The sequence below is a fragment of the Enterobacter sp. BWH52 genome, from assembly GCF_001037565.1.
GTDB lineage: Bacteria > Pseudomonadota > Gammaproteobacteria > Enterobacterales > Enterobacteriaceae > Enterobacter > Enterobacter hormaechei_C.
In genome coordinates this window covers 1,477,851-1,492,458 of the sequence record NZ_KQ089854.1, presented here as the reverse complement: position 1 = coordinate 1,492,458, position 14,608 = coordinate 1,477,851, and the positions used below count along the sequence as shown (strand labels likewise).

Genomic DNA, 14,608 nt, shown 5'->3' with positions numbered 1-14,608 from the left:
GATTATCCTTGCATCTGCGGCTTGCGCGCGGTGACGTGTATATAGCGGCCAAGGCTCAGATAAGGCTCCTGGCGGCAGTACCGCGTCTCTATTTCTGTTAAGGCGTCTAAACAGTCATCCTGTTTTTGTTTATCACGCAGATAATCATGAAACACCCTCACGCCGGTTTTGCCGGTAATTTCCCAACCGATCTCCTCCAGCCAGCCATAGACCTGCTGCGGTTCACGGGGGAAATCCGGTGAAAGCGTGCGTCGTTTCTTTTTATACATGCCCTGCTGTACGTAGCCAAAATTGCCGACCAGCACGTTTCGCATTAGCAGGCCGTTGGCATTGTAAAACATCAGCGATAACGCACCGCCCGGGCGCAACATCGACCACAGCGTTTTTAACATCGCCTGGGGTTCGGCGATCCATTCGAGCACAGCATGAAACAATATCAGATCAACCTGCGTTTCCAAATGCTGCGGAATGTCCTGAGCGGCGCAATGTATAAAATGCATGTTGTCGCTCACACCTTTCTCTTCTGCCGCTCGCCCGGCGCGCGCAACCATCTCGGCAGAAAGATCGCAAAGCGTGACGTGATGTCCCCGCTGCGCCATCAGAATTGCAGTCTGACCTTCCCCACCGCCGGCATCCAGCACGCGCAACGGTCGGTCACCGAATTCAGCCAGCAGCTTGTCCAGATCCTGCCAGAGGATCGTCTGACGAAGCTGACCTTTGGTGGTGCCATAAATGTTGCGCGAAAACTTTTCCGCGATGTCATCAAAATTGCGATCCCGCATTGGGAGGGTTCCACTCACTGCAAAACCGCTATTTTGTCACACCCGCGCGGAGAATGAACCACTCTGGTGTAATATCACCGACAATCGCCTGCTGTATGGTTAAAAAAGGAACCAAAAAGGATGCTTTTTACCCTAAAAAAATATATCGGAGGCATGATGCTTCCCCTTCCCCTGCTGTTGCTTCTCATCGCGCTGGGGCTGGCAATGATATGGTTTAGCCGCTTTCAGAAAAGCGGTAAATCCCTTGTTACCGTGGGCTGGCTGGCGCTGCTGTTACTCAGCCTGCAACCGGTCGCTGACGGTTTATTACGTCCGATTGAAAACACCTACCCGACGTGGCAGGGAAATCAGAAGGTGGGCTATATCGTGGTGCTGGGCGGCGGGTATACCTGGGATCCGAACTGGGCGCCCAGCTCGAACCTGATCAACAACAGCCTGCCGCGCCTGAACGAGGGGATCCGCCTGTGGCTGGCCAATCCTGGATCGAAGATGATCTTCACGGGCGCTGCGGCAAAAACCAACCCGGTCAGTACCGCTGAAGCAGGAGCAAGAGTGGCTGAATCGCTTGGCGTACCGCGTTCCGCCATCATCACGCTGGATAGCCCAAAAGATACCGAAGAAGAGGCGGCGGCGGTGAAACAGGCCATCGGTGATGTACCGTTCCTGCTGGTGACCTCTGCTTCACACCTGCCGCGCGCAATAATCTTCTTTGAGAAGCAGGGCCTGCATCCGCTTCCTGCTCCGGCAAACCAGCTGGCCATTGACGCCCCGCTCAATCCGTGGGAACGGATAATCCCGTCCCCGGTATGGCTGATGCACAGCGACCGCGTCGGCTACGAGACGCTTGGCCGCTTGTGGCAGTGGCTTAAGGGTTCGTCAGGCAAGCCAGGGCAGGAGTAATTTTGCGGCCAGATCGAAACTGGCCCGATTAAAGCGCCCGGTGTTGACCAGTTGCGCCACCTCATCCCAGAGAAGATAGAGCCAGCGTCGCCAGAGAAAGGCCTCCGCAACGGGGGCGCGCTGGAGATAGTGCCAGAGCAAATCTTCCGCCGCCCCGCCCTCGCTCAGCCTGAACAGTTCGTACTCGCGCGGCGCCCAGAGCATGATCCCCGGCCCGACCATCGCCAGCAGTTGGTCGCTGCGCGAGTCTTTAAGCATACTGCGTAGCGTGAAGTTGCCGTGAACCAGCACGCAGTTGTCGTTAAAACCCTCAAACAGCGTCGGCAGACATTCCCGGGTGCGGAACAGAATACGTTTATCCTGCATCGTTAAGCCGGTGTTGTTGAACTGGTTCAGCGTGCCCCACAGCACTTCGACACGCTGGCGATACCACAGCGGCCACAGGTTTTCCTGGGTGCTGTCTACCGCGCCAACAAGACCCCGGCTGTCCTGCCGATGCCAGGCAAGCAGAGCCTCGACAATCTGATCTTTCAGCTGTTCCCAGCGCTCCGGTGTACGCGTCGGGGCTTCAACAGAAACCCCGCGTAAACGCTCGATAAGCAGAACATCCGGGCCGGGATGCTCCTCATGGGTCATCACGCCGTAGACCATCGGCATACGGACAGTCCCTTCCCGCGCCAGCATCGACATTTTCCAGGCCAGCTGTCTGGCGACGCCCGGCGAGGTAAAACTTCTGGCCATCAGCGGCATGGGGTTTCCCTGACTGTCATACAACGACCAGAGTGCGGTATCGGCCTTTTCATTCACGCATTCCACCCGGCTTAGCTTTTCGCCAAGGAGATGGCTGAGTTCAGCACGCAGCTGTTCCATATGAGATTACCCCCATTAAGACTACTGCTTTTATAATGAGCGCGCGAAACCCGGATGTCACCCGGTAGAGATCAATAATGAAAAAGAAAAGGAAAATCGCCTGGCGGGAGAGCATCCCCCCAGACGAGGGGATGCCAGCGAATTAACGCATTTCGACGCGTACGCGCTCGAGATCTTCAGGGGTATCCACGCCGGTGCCTGGGATTTCCTGGGCAACCGCAACGTGAATTTTCTCGCCGTACCACAGCACGCGAAGCTGTTCGAGCATTTCAATATGCTCCAGCGGGCTTGGTGCCCAGGCGACGTAGCGACGAATAAAGCCGGCGCGGTAGCCGTAAATACCGATGTGGCGCAGGAAGGTTTCGCCGATTGTCTCTTTCGATTGCGCGAAACGATCGCGATCCCACGGAATGGTGGCGCGGGAGAAATAGAGCGCGTAGCCCTCTGCGTCCATGACCACTTTCACCGCATTCGGATTGAACGCCTCTTCAGCGTGGTGAATCGGCACCGCGAGGGTTGCCATCCCGACCTGACGCCGAGCCAGGTTGTCGGCCACCTGACGGATAATCGCCGCCGGGATCATCGGCTCATCGCCCTGCACGTTCACAATCACCGTCTCGTCGCTGAAACCACATTTTTCGACGACTTCCGCCAGGCGCTCGGTGCCTGACTGATGATCGGCACGGGTCATGCACACTTCCCCACCCGCGGCCTCAACCGCTCGCGCGACATCCGGGTGATCGGTGGCGACGATGACACGTCCGGCGCCCGATTCGCGTGCCCGTTCAAGGACATGCACAATCATCGGTTTGCCATTGATATCCACCAGCGGTTTACCTGGCAGGCGCGTTGAAGCATAACGCGCAGGGATAATGACAACAAAACTCATGGTTTGATCTCTTCTGCCACCAGTGAACGGGCTTCATTTTCCAGCAGGACCGGAATACCGTCACGCAGCGGGAACGCCAGGCTGTCCAGTTTGCAAATCAGCTCTTGTTTATCCTGGCTGTAATACAGTTTGCCGTTGCACACCGGGCAGGCAATAATTTCTAGTAAACGGTGATCCATAGTTCCTCCGTATGGGTAATCGCTAAAGCTTATCACATTCCCTTTTCAGGGAGTGTCTGTTTCCCAGCCATCTCGACAGGTCGCAAACAGCTCCACAGGCACGCGACCGAGTACAATTTCATGCGCCCCCTGCCAGCGCGCAAATTCACTGAGCGCAGTCGTTAACCCTTTTTCCAGGCCAGCCGTCACCTTTATGCCCTCTTCCAGCCAGAGCGCGATAATTTCAAGCATGCCGGTTTTACGGTGCATTTTAGCGTCCATGCGCCCGACAAGCTGTCCTTTGTGCAGCAGCGGCAAAACAAAATAACCATACTGACGCCTGGGCGCCGGGGTGTAGCATTCCAGACGGTAGCTGAAATCAAACAGCTGTTCGGCCCGCTTTCTGTCCCAGACAACGGGGTCGAACGGCGACAGCACGGCACTGTGGGTCGCCTGGAGTTTGCCCTCCTGCGCCTGCGCCAGCAGAGGGAACAAATCCGCATGCAGCCACATTTCACCTAACGACTCTACCGAGACCGGCATAACGCGCTGTTCGCGCTGCCACGTTTCGAGCAGTGGTTTTAGCTGCGGCTGACGCAGACGATAATAATCCGCCAGCCACTGCGGGCGGAAGATGCCAAGGCTGCGGGCGCTGTTCCCGAGCATGATGGCTTCGGCTACCTCCTGAGACAGCAGGTCACGCGTATCGTCCCAGTGAGGCATAACGCGGTGCGTGAGGTCATAGACGCGCTGAAAGTTGCGGCGCTCGACCACCATCACTTTGCCCGACGTAAACAGCCCTTCAAGATGGCGTTTGTGCGGTTTCCACTCCCACCATCCGCTGGCGCCTTTTCGCGGGTGTTCAAAATCCGCGGAGCGTACCGGACCGTTTTTCTGAATATGGGCAATCAGTTGTTCTATTTCATCCGCGTGTTCCACCATCCACTCCTGGCGGTATTTCCAGCCCATTTTGTCCGGGGCGAGCATGCGGTGACGCACCAGTGCAAAATCGCTGCGCGGGAGAAAACAGGCTTCATGCGCCCAGTATTCCATCAGTTCGCCCTGACTCAGCGCATTATCCAGCCACTGCGGAGGATAGTTTCCCAGGCGGCTAAACAGGACCAGATACGGGCTACGCGCCACGATGTTAATGGTGTCGATTTGCAGCAACGACATGCGTTGCACGGTAGAGAGGATATCAGCTGGCTGCGCGCGGCGGCGGGGCTTTTTCAGAAGCCCCTGGGCGGCAAGATGCAAGTTTCGTGCGGCTGCAAGTGAGAGTTGCGGTAGAGACATGCGTTTTCCTGTCAGTCAAAGCGCCACCGGAACCGCGTAGAAGTTACTGCACTAACGCGAGCAGTTCCTTGAGCAAATGTTCCGGCTGTTCGCCGCTGAGTTCAGCGTCAACCGGCAGATACCACCAGTTTTCTTTCGCAAAGGCCCGGCATTTTACCGCGTCTTTTTCCGTCATGATCAGCGTCTGGCCCGGCGCTGCCAGCCTTTCAACCTCTTCGGCAACTAACGCCTGGTGATCGGCCAGCGGCACCCGTTTTTCCAGCCGCGCGCCGCACTGCTCCAGCGTTGCGAAGAAACGCGGCGGATGACCTATACCGGCCATCGCAACCAGATGTTCCAGTTGCGCGACATCTTTACGCTCGCCGGTCAGCATATTTACGGCCTGTCCGGGACGAAGAAGCATCGGGATTTCGCCCGCTCTGGCTTCACAACCGTTCACAATCACGGCATCGACGGTTTTCAGGCGCGACGCACGCTCGCGCATTGGACCGGCTGGAAGCCACCAGCCGTTGCCAAAACGCCGAACGCCGTCAATGACCACGATCTCTTTATCACGCGCCAGCGCGTAATGCTGCAAACCATCATCGGTAATGATGATTTGTACATCATGCTCCGCAAGCAGTGCCTTCACGGCATCACTGCGCACCGGCGATACCGCAACCGGCGCGCCTGTACGCTGGTAAATCAGTACCGGCTCATCACCGGCTTCAGCGGTTGTCGTAGCTGGGCTCAGCACCAGTGGATACTGCGCCGCTTTACCACCGTAACCGCGTGAGACAACTCCCGGGCGGATACCGCGCCTCTGGAGCTGCTCTACCAGCCAGATCACCACCGGGGTTTTGCCGTTTCCACCCGCCGTCAGGTTGCCGACCACCACTACCGGTACCGGTGCGCGCCAGGCGCGCTTGATCCCAAGGCGGTAAAGCAGACGAATAGCACCGCTCACCAGGCCATACAGCCAGGAGAGCGGGAGAAGCAGCACCCACAGAGGGGATTCACCCGACCAGATGCGTGCAATCATTGACCGAACTGCATTTTATGAAGCTGCGCGTAAACACCACGCTGTTCCAGCAGGTCCGCATGGCTGCCGCGTTCAACGATCACGCCATCTTCCACCACCACGATTTCGTCAGCCTGTTCGATGGTCGACAGACGGTGCGCGATAACCAGCGAGGTACGGTTTTTCTGTAATTCATCCAGAGCAGACTGGATAGCGCGTTCAGATTCCGTATCCAGTGCGGACGTTGCTTCATCGAGGATCAGAATCGGACTGTTGCGCAGCAGCGCACGGGCAATCGCGATACGCTGACGCTGACCACCGGAGAGCAGCACCCCGTTTTCGCCAATGATCGTATCCAGACCGTTATCCATTTTGTTAATGAAGTCCATCGCATAGGCCATACGCGCCGCATTCTCGATCTCTTCACGGCTGTACTCTTCGGTACGGGCATACGCAATGTTGTTCGCCACCGTATCGTTGAACAGATGCACGTTCTGCGAGACCAGCGCGACCTGGTTACGCAGCGACTGGAGGGTATATTCCCGCAGGTCGTGACCATCAAGCAGGATCTCGCCCTGGTCGATATCGTAGAAACGGGTAATCAGGCTGGCAATGGTCGACTTGCCCGAACCGGAACGACCGACCAGCGCGACGGTTTTACCCGCCGGGATGGACAGGCTGATATCACGCAGCGCCGGCACTTCACGGCCTGGATAGGTAAAGGTCACGTTACGGAATTCCAGGTCGCCTTTAGCGCGCTCGATCACGCGTGTACCTTCATCTTTTTCCTGTTCGGAATCGAGGATGCTGAACAGCGTCTGACAGGCTGCCATCCCGCGCTGGAACTGGGCGTTGACGTTAGTCAGCGATTTCAGCGGACGCATCAGCGCAATCATGGATGAGAACACCACGGTAATGGTACCCGCAGTCAGGGTTTCCATGACGCTCGGGAAGCTTGCGGCATACAGGACGAAGGCCAGGGCCAGAGAGGCAATCAGCTGAATGATCGGATCGGAAATCGACGAGGCCGATACCATTTTCATCCCTTGCAGACGCATTCTGTTGCTGACCTTGTCAAAGCGTTTGGTTTCGACTTCCTGACCGCCGAAGATCAACACTTCCTTATGGCCTTTCAGCATCTGCTCGGCGCTGGTAGTCACCTGCCCCATCGTATTCTGCATATTTTTACTGATGTTGCGAAAACGCTTTGATACCACGCGGATCGCGATGGAGACAATCGGCGCCAGCACAATAAGGATCAGCGACAGTTGCCAGCTGTAATAGAACATCATCGCGAACAGGCCGATGATGGATGCGCCTTCACGCACAACGGTAATCAGTGCGCTGGAAGAGGACGACGCAACCTGCTCTGAATCGTAGGTAATACGCGACAGCAGGGTACCGGTTGACTGCTTGTCAAAGAATGAGACCGGCATCCCCATCATATGGCTGAATAACCGACGGCGCATGGTCATCACCACTTTACCGGATACCCAGGAGATGCAGTAGCTGGATACATAGCTGGAGATTCCGCGTAAGATCATCAGCCCAATAACCACCAGCGGCATCCATAGCAGCACTGAACGATCCGTTTTACCGAAACCGTCATCCAGTAACGGTTTGAGAAGCGATAACATAAACGTATCGCTGGCTGCGTTGAGGATTAACGCTACGCCCGCCACGATCAAGCCTGCTTTGAAAGGAGCAATCATCGGCCAGAGCCGGCGGAACGTTTGCCACGTGGAGAGATCTTTGTCGTTATGCATTCAAAAAACCAGCATTTGTTGAAATAGCCGCATATTCTACCCGTTATCTACGGGCGCGCCAAACCACTGATGATACCAACGCGGTAAATAGTGTTCACGTAAGCGGCGAATTTGCCGACTTTGGTGCGAAAACGTCACAGATATCTGTCCGGACTGCGGAGTATCAAGCCAGAGATATCCCTCAGTTCGATAGCGCCTGACTACTTTGATGGAAGGGAAACGCCACGCGTTATAGCGGGCCATCGAGGCCAGCGAAACCTGTCCCTCCACGCGCTGTAGCAGCGGTGTTGAAGATGACGTGTTACTTCCATGATGCGGCACCTGAATCAGTGTAGACGCTAGTTGACGCCAGCGGTGGCTCAGCATTGCCAGTTCTGCCTGCCCTTCAATATCTCCGGTCAGTAAAACGCTTTGTTCGCCGTCATCGATTTTTACCACGCAGGAGCGGTTGTTACCTTTTGCCGAGGTATTTTCGGGTGGCCAGTGCACGGAGAACGTTAAACCCTGCCACTGCCATCGCTCTCCACGAAAGCAAGGAAGATGCCCGGCCCAGGATAAGGGGCTTCTGATCCACATTGCGGGCCAGGCAGCTTTTAGCGATGCCAGTCCCCCCGCGTGGTCGAGATGTTCATGGCTCAGGATCACCCCTTCCGGCCTCAGATGATGCCAGCGTAGCCAGGGGATAATCAGCTGCTGCCCGCTGTCCCCACCGGGCCATGCCAACCCAGTGTCATACAGAATGGCCTTCCCGTGACGCTCAATGACCATCGCCAGCCCCTGCCCTACATCCAGCATATGCAGGGACCAGCTGTCTGTTTTGGCCCTGTGCCAGAGGGGAAATGCCAGCACCACGCTGCCTGCCAGACAGACTGCGGGTACTGCACTGAAGGCCCTGAATCGCCAGCCAATGATCAGCAGCCATGGCAGTAACGTCAGGTATTGCCAGCGTTCATCAACGTCCTGCCAGCCATTCGGTAAACGCATCAATAGCCAGAAAAGCCCTGCCAGAGATTTATCGGCAGCCAGCCAGACGATACTTTCCAGCGTCGCCACCGGAAACAGATGCAGAAACATGCCGAGCAGGATCAGCGGAACTGAGATAAACGTGACCAGAGGAACGGCAAACAGATTCGCCGCCAGCGAGGAGAGACTGAAACCATGGAAAATCAGCACCTGAAGCGGCAACAGAAGCAGCAGCATACCGACCTGCAAATACAACAGCGTAACCAGCGGCCGCAGGCACCGGCCACGTTGCCAGAGCGGGAGAGGCAACCACTGATACCAAAAAATAAGCGCGGCGACCGCAAACGCTGATAGCGCCAGGCTTTGTGACAGGACCGCCAGTGGATCGAAAACCAAGATCGCCGCCACGCAGGTAAGCCATACCTGCCAGGGCGACCACTGGCGACCACTCATTTTTAATGCCGCCAGTACCACAAGCGCGATAGCCGTGCGCAGCGCAGGCGGCTGTAAGCCTGTTAGCCATGCGTAAAACGCGGCAAAAATCAGCCCTGCCAGCAAGGGGATTTGCCAGATAATCCAGCGGCCCGGCAGGAAGAACTGGATGCCTCGCGCCAGAAACCAGATGACAGAAGCGGCCAGCGCAATATGCAATCCCGAGATTGCCATCAGATGCATCGTTCCGGTCTCACGCATCAGGTTTTTTATCTCCCGCGAGACCGACAGCCGCTCCCCCATTCCCAGCCCCAGTATCACGGGTCCCCACTGATATGCTGAAAGCGTACTCTGTAGTGATGTCAGGTACTGCGCACGCAGGCTACAGCCTTCGTCAACGAGCGCCGCATGGGTAAACCGTCCACTCAGCGTCTGATGTCGGGCAAAGGCATTTTTCTGTGAATCATAGCCGCCATCGTTGAGTTCTCCGTGTACCGCCCTGAGCCGCAGGGTCATTGCCCAGCGTTGACCCACGCAGACGTTTTGCGGCAGATAGTTGCCATACAGCGCCACGCCCATGGCAGCCCACACACGTTCTCCATTGAGGCTGATAATCCTTCCCTGATGCATCGTTGCGCCGTCCGTTGCGGTAATGACCACCTCGGCCTGCTGCGGAACTTTCGTTAAATGGTTCATCGGCCACACGCTTTCCTGAGCGGCCAGGATCCCCCAGCACATAAAAAGCAATGCGAGGCCTGAAAACCTGAGCCATTTTCTCTGCTGTACTGATAACGCAATTCCTGCGGCAATCAGCAACCAGACAATATGCAAATCTGGCAAAACGGGTAACCAATAGAGCGGGATTATGGCCAGAATGGCGCACATACTGATAACGTGGATCCTCATCTTCACCTCCATGTTTCAGGCGATTATGCGGCGGGACTGATGCGTCGTCAGATAGAAAAGGCGTGATTTACAGCGGACGCTGCAACGTTTTTTAGCGTTTACAGTAAAGAGAAAATTTAAATGCGGCGCGTATTCAGAAATGCAGGGGCGGGATACAAAAAAAGCACCCTAAGGTGCTTTCTTTAAACTCAGTTTAACCCTGATGATTAAACTCAGTTACCGTAAATGTTGGCGCGATCGCGCAGTTCTTTACCCGGCTTAAAGTGCGGAACATACTTTCCTTCCAGCTCCACTTTATCGCCAGTCTTCGGGTTACGCCCGGTACGTGGTGCACGATAGTGCAGGGAAAAACTACCGAAACCGCGGATTTCAATGCGCTCGCCCTGGGCAAGAGTGGTAGCCATATGCTCCAGCATCTCTTTAACGGCATCTTCCACAGCCTTGGCAGGGATATGCGGTTGCTGACTGGCAAGTCTTTCAATCAATTCTGACTTGGTCATGATTCCTCCGGTTCCTTTCAAACCCATTAGCTGAACAGCTTATTAAACAAGGGCGGCCGTAGCCGCCCTTTGTTATTGATTACAGGACGAATCCTGCAATCTGTCAAGTCTGCTCTCCATCCTTCGCGCTGTAAATGCGTTACAGCTCAAATGATGGTGCGAACCTGAACTTACTCGCCTTTAGCTGCTTTGAAAGCTTCAGCCATTGCGTTGTTAGAGAAGTTTGCATCTTCCTGTTTGTTCACAGTTGCGATTGCATCTTTCTCATCAGCTTCGTCTTTAGCACGAACAGACAGGCTGATTGCACGGTTCTTACGGTCAACACCGGTGAACTTAGCTTCAACGTCGTCACCAACGCTCAGAACCAGAGTTGCATCTTCAACGCGGTCACGTGAAGCTTCGGAAGCGCGCAGGTAACCTTCAACGCCGTCAGCCAGTTCTACGGTTGCGCCTTTAGCGTCAACAGCAGTCACTTTACCGTTTACGATTGCGCCTTTCTTGTTCAGTGCAACCCAGTTGTTGAACGGATCTTCTGCAAGCTGTTTAACGCCCAGGGAGATACGCTCACGCTCTGCGTCAACTTGCAGAACAACTGCTGCGATTTCGTCGCCTTTTTTGTATTCACGAACTGCTTCTTCGCCTGCAACGTTCCAGGAGATGTCAGACAGGTGAACCAGGCCATCGATGCCGCCGTCCAGGCCGATGAAGATACCGAAGTCAGTGATAGACTTGATTTTACCTTCAACACGGTCACCCTTGTTGTGGGTTTCCGCGAACTGCTGCCATGGGTTGTTTTTGCACTGCTTCAGGCCCAGGGAGATACGACGACGTTCTTCGTCGATATCCAGAACCATCACTTCCACTACATCACCAACGTTAACAACTTTGGATGGGTGGATGTTTTTGTTGGTCCAGTCCATTTCGGAAACGTGCACCAGACCTTCAACGCCTTCTTCGATTTCAACGAAGCAGCCGTAGTCAGTCAGGTTGGTTACGCGACCAGTCAGTTTAGTACCTTCTGGGTAACGCTTAGCGATAGCTACCCATGGATCTTCGCCCAGCTGTTTCAGGCCGAGGGATACACGAGTACGCTCGCGGTCGAACTTCAGCACTTTAACAGTGATTTCGTCGCCCACGTTCACGATTTCGCTTGGGTGCTTAACGCGTTTCCACGCCATGTCGGTGATGTGTAGCAGGCCATCAACGCCGCCCAGGTCAACGAATGCGCCGTAGTCAGTGAGGTTCTTAACGATACCTTTGACTTCCATGCCTTCCTGCAGGTTTTCCAGCAGCTGATCGCGTTCTGCGCTGTTTTCGGATTCGATAACGGCACGACGGGAAACAACAACGTTGTTACGCTTCTGGTCCAGCTTGATTACTTTGAACTCAAGCTCTTTGCCTTCGAGGTGCAGGGTGTCACGGACTGGACGAACGTCTACCAGAGAACCTGGCAGGAACGCACGAATACCATTCAGCTCAACAGTGAAGCCACCTTTAACTTTGCCGTTGATAACACCGACCACAGTTTCAGCTTCTTCGTAAGCTTTTTCCAGCGTGATCCATGCTTCGTGACGTTTAGCTTTCTCACGAGACAGCAGGGTTTCGCCGAAGCCGTCTTCTACTGCGTCCAGAGCAACGTCAACTTCGTCACCTACCTGGATTTCCAGCTCGCCCTGGGCGTTTTTGAACTGCTCAGCCGGGATGGCAGACTCAGATTTCAGACCGGCGTCAACCAGTACAACGTCTTTGTCGATAGCAACAACAACGCCACGAACGATGGAACCCGGACGGGTTTCGATTTCTTTTAAGGATTCTTCAAACAGTTGAGCAAAAGATTCAGTCATGTTTAATCTTCAGGTTAATATTAACGTCCACCTGGCTCCGTGCCGGATGGGGTTGTTTCACATACCCGCCGTCAATCCATTGCAGCGGGGGTACTGCTAAATCGGTCGCGATTACGCGAGTGCCAGTTTTTGGCGCGCATATTGTAGCGCTTTTTCAATCACTTGCTCAATAGTTAAACTGGTTGAATCCAGCACTAATGCGTCTTGCGCGGGAACAAGTGGTGCGACGGCGCGGTTACGATCGCGGTCATCGCGCTCTTTTATCTCGGATAAAAGGCGATCAAAGTTAACACTAAACCCCTTTTCCTGCAACTGAAGCATGCGGCGATGGGCACGTTCTTCTGAAGAGGCGTCAAGGAAAATTTTCACTGGCGCATCAGGGAATACCACGGTTCCCATGTCGCGGCCGTCGGCGATCAGCCCCGGCGCTTCACGGAAACCGCGCTGGCGACGTAACAGCGCTTCACGAACGCGTGGGAAAGCCGCCACCTGAGAGGCCGCATTGGCCACTTCCTGGGTACGGATTTCACCGCTGACATCTTCCCCTTCCAGGATCACTTCAAGGTTGCCATCGGTCGAGACAAAGCGCACATCCAGATGCGCAGCCAGCGGTACCAGCGCTTCTTCAGACGCAACATCCACATGATGATGCAGCGCAGCCAGCGCCAGCACGCGATAGATTGCTCCCGAATCTAAAAGATGCCATTGCAATGCTTCCGCCATCGCTTTGCACAGAGTACCTTTCCCTGCGCCACTTGGCCCATCAATGGTGATTACCGGGGCAATTGCCGTCATCTTTTTCTCCTTAATTAAGGCATACCGTTTACATGAACGCCGCGCATTATACGCGCCAACGTGCGCAACTGTTACCTTTGCGTGCAAATTACGGAATGATTGAAGCAGAGTGTAGAAGAAATGAAAGAGGATGAGTGTCAGAAAGCGTAAGGAAATGCCGCATCAGGTGATGCGGCATACGATCATCAGGCCAGGGTGCTAATGCGCGTCAGCTGTTCGAAGTAGTCCGGGAACGTTTTTGCCGTACACTTCGGATCAAGGATAGTGACTGGCGTATCTGACAACGCCACCAGCGAGAAACACATCGCCATGCGGTGATCGTTGTAGGTGCCAATTTCTGCAAATTGCAGTTTTGCCGGCGGCGTGACGCGAATGTAGTCTTCGCCCTCTTCTACCTCGGCCCCCACTTTACGCAGCTCGGTTGCCATCGCGAACAGGCGGTCCGTCTCTTTCACACGCCAGTTGTAAATGTTTCGCAGCGTGGTGGTGCCTTTCGCAAACAGCGCAGCGGTAGCAATGGTCATCGCCGCATCCGGAATATGGTTCATATCCATATCAATGGCGTTCAGCTCACCGTGGGTACAGGAGATGAAGTCATCGCCCCAGGTCACCACCGCGCCCATTTTTTCCAGCACGTCAGCAAAACGGATATCGCCCTGCACGCTGTTGCGGCCAATGCCCGTCACTTTTACCGTACCGCCTTTAATCGCACCTGCGGCAAGGAAATAGGAGGCGGAGGAAGCATCGCCTTCAACCAGGTAGTGGCCCGGGGACTGATACTGCTGCGCTCCGCGCACCACGAAGCGCTGATAAGACTGGTTTTCCACCTCAACACCAAAGGTGTTCATCAGGTGCAGGGTAATATCAATGTACGGCTTAGAAACCAGGTCGCCTTTAATGCTGATGACGGTGTCCTGTGGTGCCAGCGGTGCGGTCATCAGCAGCGCGGTCAGGAACTGGCTGGAAACGCTACCGTCAACCTCTACATTGCCGCCAGTGAATCCCCCGCGCAGACGCAGGGGCGGGTAATTTTCCTGCTCAAGATAATCAATCTGCGCGCCGCCCTGGCGCAGGGCATCCACCAGATGGCCGATCGGACGCTCTTTCATTCGCGGCTCACCGGTCAGCACAATATCGTTACTCCCCAGACACAGCGCAGCGGCCAGAGGACGCATCGCGGTACCGGCGTTACCCAGGAAAAGCTCCAGCGCTTCAGCAGAATGTAACGCGCCGCCGTTACCGGTGACTTCACAACGGGTACGATCGTCAGACAGCGCGTACTGAACGCCCAACGCTTTCAGTGCATTGAGCATATGGCGCACGTCATCGCTGTCCAGCAGATTAGTGAGGACGGTGGTGCCGTTTGCCAGAGCTGCCAGCAGCAGAGCGCGGTTCGAGACACTTTTTGAACCAGGCAGATTAATGGTGCCATCTACCCGCGCGATAGGTTGTAACGTCAGGGATTCCATGAAACTCAACTCTCAACTCAACATAATAAAAACCCCGC

General features: G+C 55.2%; 13 protein-coding genes. 1 reads left to right on the top strand and 12 read right to left on the bottom strand.

The genetic code is table 11. The annotated features are described in order from the left end of the window. Positions 1-2: 2 nt before the first annotated feature. Positions 3-782 carry a tRNA uridine 5-oxyacetic acid(34) methyltransferase CmoM gene (gene cmoM, locus SK47_RS06965; protein WP_003858212.1) on the bottom strand — a complete coding sequence of 260 codons (780 nt, stop codon included), beginning with the start codon at positions 780-782 and terminating at the stop codon, positions 3-5. Between the two features lie 120 nt (positions 783-902). On the opposite strand from cmoM, the gene elyC reads away from it, so the two are divergent. Then, entirely contained in the window at positions 903-1,682 is a 780-nt protein-coding gene (gene elyC, locus SK47_RS06960; RefSeq protein ID WP_048243718.1) for an envelope biogenesis factor ElyC, read from the top strand. Here the strand turns inward: elyC and SK47_RS06955 are convergent. The 11 genes from SK47_RS06955 to aroA all read right to left on the bottom strand — a co-directional run bounded on the left by SK47_RS06955 (position 1,659) and on the right by aroA (position 14,570). Beyond that, a complete protein-coding gene (locus SK47_RS06955) occupies positions 1,659-2,552 on the bottom strand; it encodes a YcbJ family phosphotransferase (RefSeq protein WP_048243716.1) in 894 nt (297 codons plus the stop codon). The two genes, elyC and SK47_RS06955, sit on opposite strands and share 24 nt — an antisense overlap. Positions 2,553-2,694: 142 nt before the next feature. Next, the gene (gene kdsB / locus SK47_RS06950; RefSeq protein WP_003858218.1) at positions 2,695-3,441 is read right to left on the bottom strand and encodes a 3-deoxy-manno-octulosonate cytidylyltransferase; all 747 of its coding nucleotides are present in this window, start codon (positions 3,439-3,441) and stop codon (positions 2,695-2,697) included. Further along, positions 3,438-3,620 (bottom strand): protein YcaR, encoded by a 183-nt coding sequence (ycaR, locus tag SK47_RS06945; protein WP_003858220.1) that lies wholly within the window; start codon positions 3,618-3,620, stop codon positions 3,438-3,440. Before ycaR ends, kdsB begins: the two co-directional genes overlap by 4 nt. Before the next feature lie 45 nt (positions 3,621-3,665). Further along, the gene (locus tag SK47_RS06940) at positions 3,666-4,895 is read right to left on the bottom strand and encodes a winged helix-turn-helix domain-containing protein (protein WP_022650726.1); all 1,230 of its coding nucleotides are present in this window, start codon (positions 4,893-4,895) and stop codon (positions 3,666-3,668) included. Positions 4,896-4,938: 43 nt separating this feature from the next. Continuing rightward, a complete protein-coding gene (gene lpxK / locus SK47_RS06935) occupies positions 4,939-5,916 on the bottom strand; it encodes a tetraacyldisaccharide 4'-kinase (protein ID WP_048243714.1) in 978 nt (325 codons plus the stop codon). Beyond that, positions 5,913-7,661 carry a lipid A ABC transporter ATP-binding protein/permease MsbA gene (gene msbA / locus SK47_RS06930; RefSeq protein ID WP_003858227.1) on the bottom strand — a complete coding sequence of 583 codons (1,749 nt, stop codon included), beginning with the start codon at positions 7,659-7,661 and terminating at the stop codon, positions 5,913-5,915. Before msbA ends, lpxK begins: the two co-directional genes overlap by 4 nt. A 36-nt stretch (positions 7,662-7,697) precedes the next feature. Next, positions 7,698-9,962 carry a ComEC family protein gene (locus SK47_RS06925; RefSeq protein ID WP_023315753.1) on the bottom strand — a complete coding sequence of 755 codons (2,265 nt, stop codon included), beginning with the start codon at positions 9,960-9,962 and terminating at the stop codon, positions 7,698-7,700. A gap of 212 nt (positions 9,963-10,174) precedes the next feature. Next, positions 10,175-10,462, bottom strand: a complete 288-nt coding sequence (gene ihfB, locus SK47_RS06920; protein WP_003858233.1) for an integration host factor subunit beta — start codon at positions 10,460-10,462, stop codon at positions 10,175-10,177. A gap of 170 nt (positions 10,463-10,632) precedes the next feature. Next, positions 10,633-12,306 carry a 30S ribosomal protein S1 gene (gene rpsA / locus SK47_RS06915; protein ID WP_003858235.1) on the bottom strand — a complete coding sequence of 558 codons (1,674 nt, stop codon included), beginning with the start codon at positions 12,304-12,306 and terminating at the stop codon, positions 10,633-10,635. Between the two features lie 111 nt (positions 12,307-12,417). Continuing rightward, a complete protein-coding gene (gene cmk, locus SK47_RS06910; protein ID WP_003858236.1) occupies positions 12,418-13,101 on the bottom strand; it encodes a (d)CMP kinase in 684 nt (227 codons plus the stop codon). Between the two features lie 185 nt (positions 13,102-13,286). After that, entirely contained in the window at positions 13,287-14,570 is a 1,284-nt protein-coding gene (gene aroA / locus SK47_RS06905) for a 3-phosphoshikimate 1-carboxyvinyltransferase (RefSeq protein ID WP_003858238.1), read from the bottom strand. Between the last annotated feature and the right edge of the window lie 38 nt (positions 14,571-14,608).

Coding starts and splice junctions, on each gene's coding strand:
- cmoM (WP_003858212.1), bottom strand. CDS start 782: ATGCGGGATCGCAATTTTGATGACATCGCGGAAAAGTTTTCGCGCAAC.
- elyC (WP_048243718.1), top strand. CDS start 903: ATGCTTTTTACCCTAAAAAAATATATCGGAGGCATGATGCTTCCCCTT.
- SK47_RS06955 (WP_048243716.1), bottom strand. CDS start 2,552: ATGGAACAGCTGCGTGCTGAACTCAGCCATCTCCTTGGCGAAAAGCTA.
- kdsB (WP_003858218.1), bottom strand. CDS start 3,441: ATGAGTTTTGTTGTCATTATCCCTGCGCGTTATGCTTCAACGCGCCTG.
- ycaR (WP_003858220.1), bottom strand. CDS start 3,620: ATGGATCACCGTTTACTAGAAATTATTGCCTGCCCGGTGTGCAACGGC.
- SK47_RS06940 (WP_022650726.1), bottom strand. CDS start 4,895: ATGTCTCTACCGCAACTCTCACTTGCAGCCGCACGAAACTTGCATCTT.
- lpxK (WP_048243714.1), bottom strand. CDS start 5,916: ATGATTGCACGCATCTGGTCGGGTGAATCCCCTCTGTGGGTGCTGCTT.
- msbA (WP_003858227.1), bottom strand. CDS start 7,661: ATGCATAACGACAAAGATCTCTCCACGTGGCAAACGTTCCGCCGGCTC.
- SK47_RS06925 (WP_023315753.1), bottom strand. CDS start 9,962: ATGAGGATCCACGTTATCAGTATGTGCGCCATTCTGGCCATAATCCCG.
- ihfB (WP_003858233.1), bottom strand. CDS start 10,462: ATGACCAAGTCAGAATTGATTGAAAGACTTGCCAGTCAGCAACCGCAT.
- rpsA (WP_003858235.1), bottom strand. CDS start 12,306: ATGACTGAATCTTTTGCTCAACTGTTTGAAGAATCCTTAAAAGAAATC.
- cmk (WP_003858236.1), bottom strand. CDS start 13,101: ATGACGGCAATTGCCCCGGTAATCACCATTGATGGGCCAAGTGGCGCA.
- aroA (WP_003858238.1), bottom strand. CDS start 14,570: ATGGAATCCCTGACGTTACAACCTATCGCGCGGGTAGATGGCACCATT.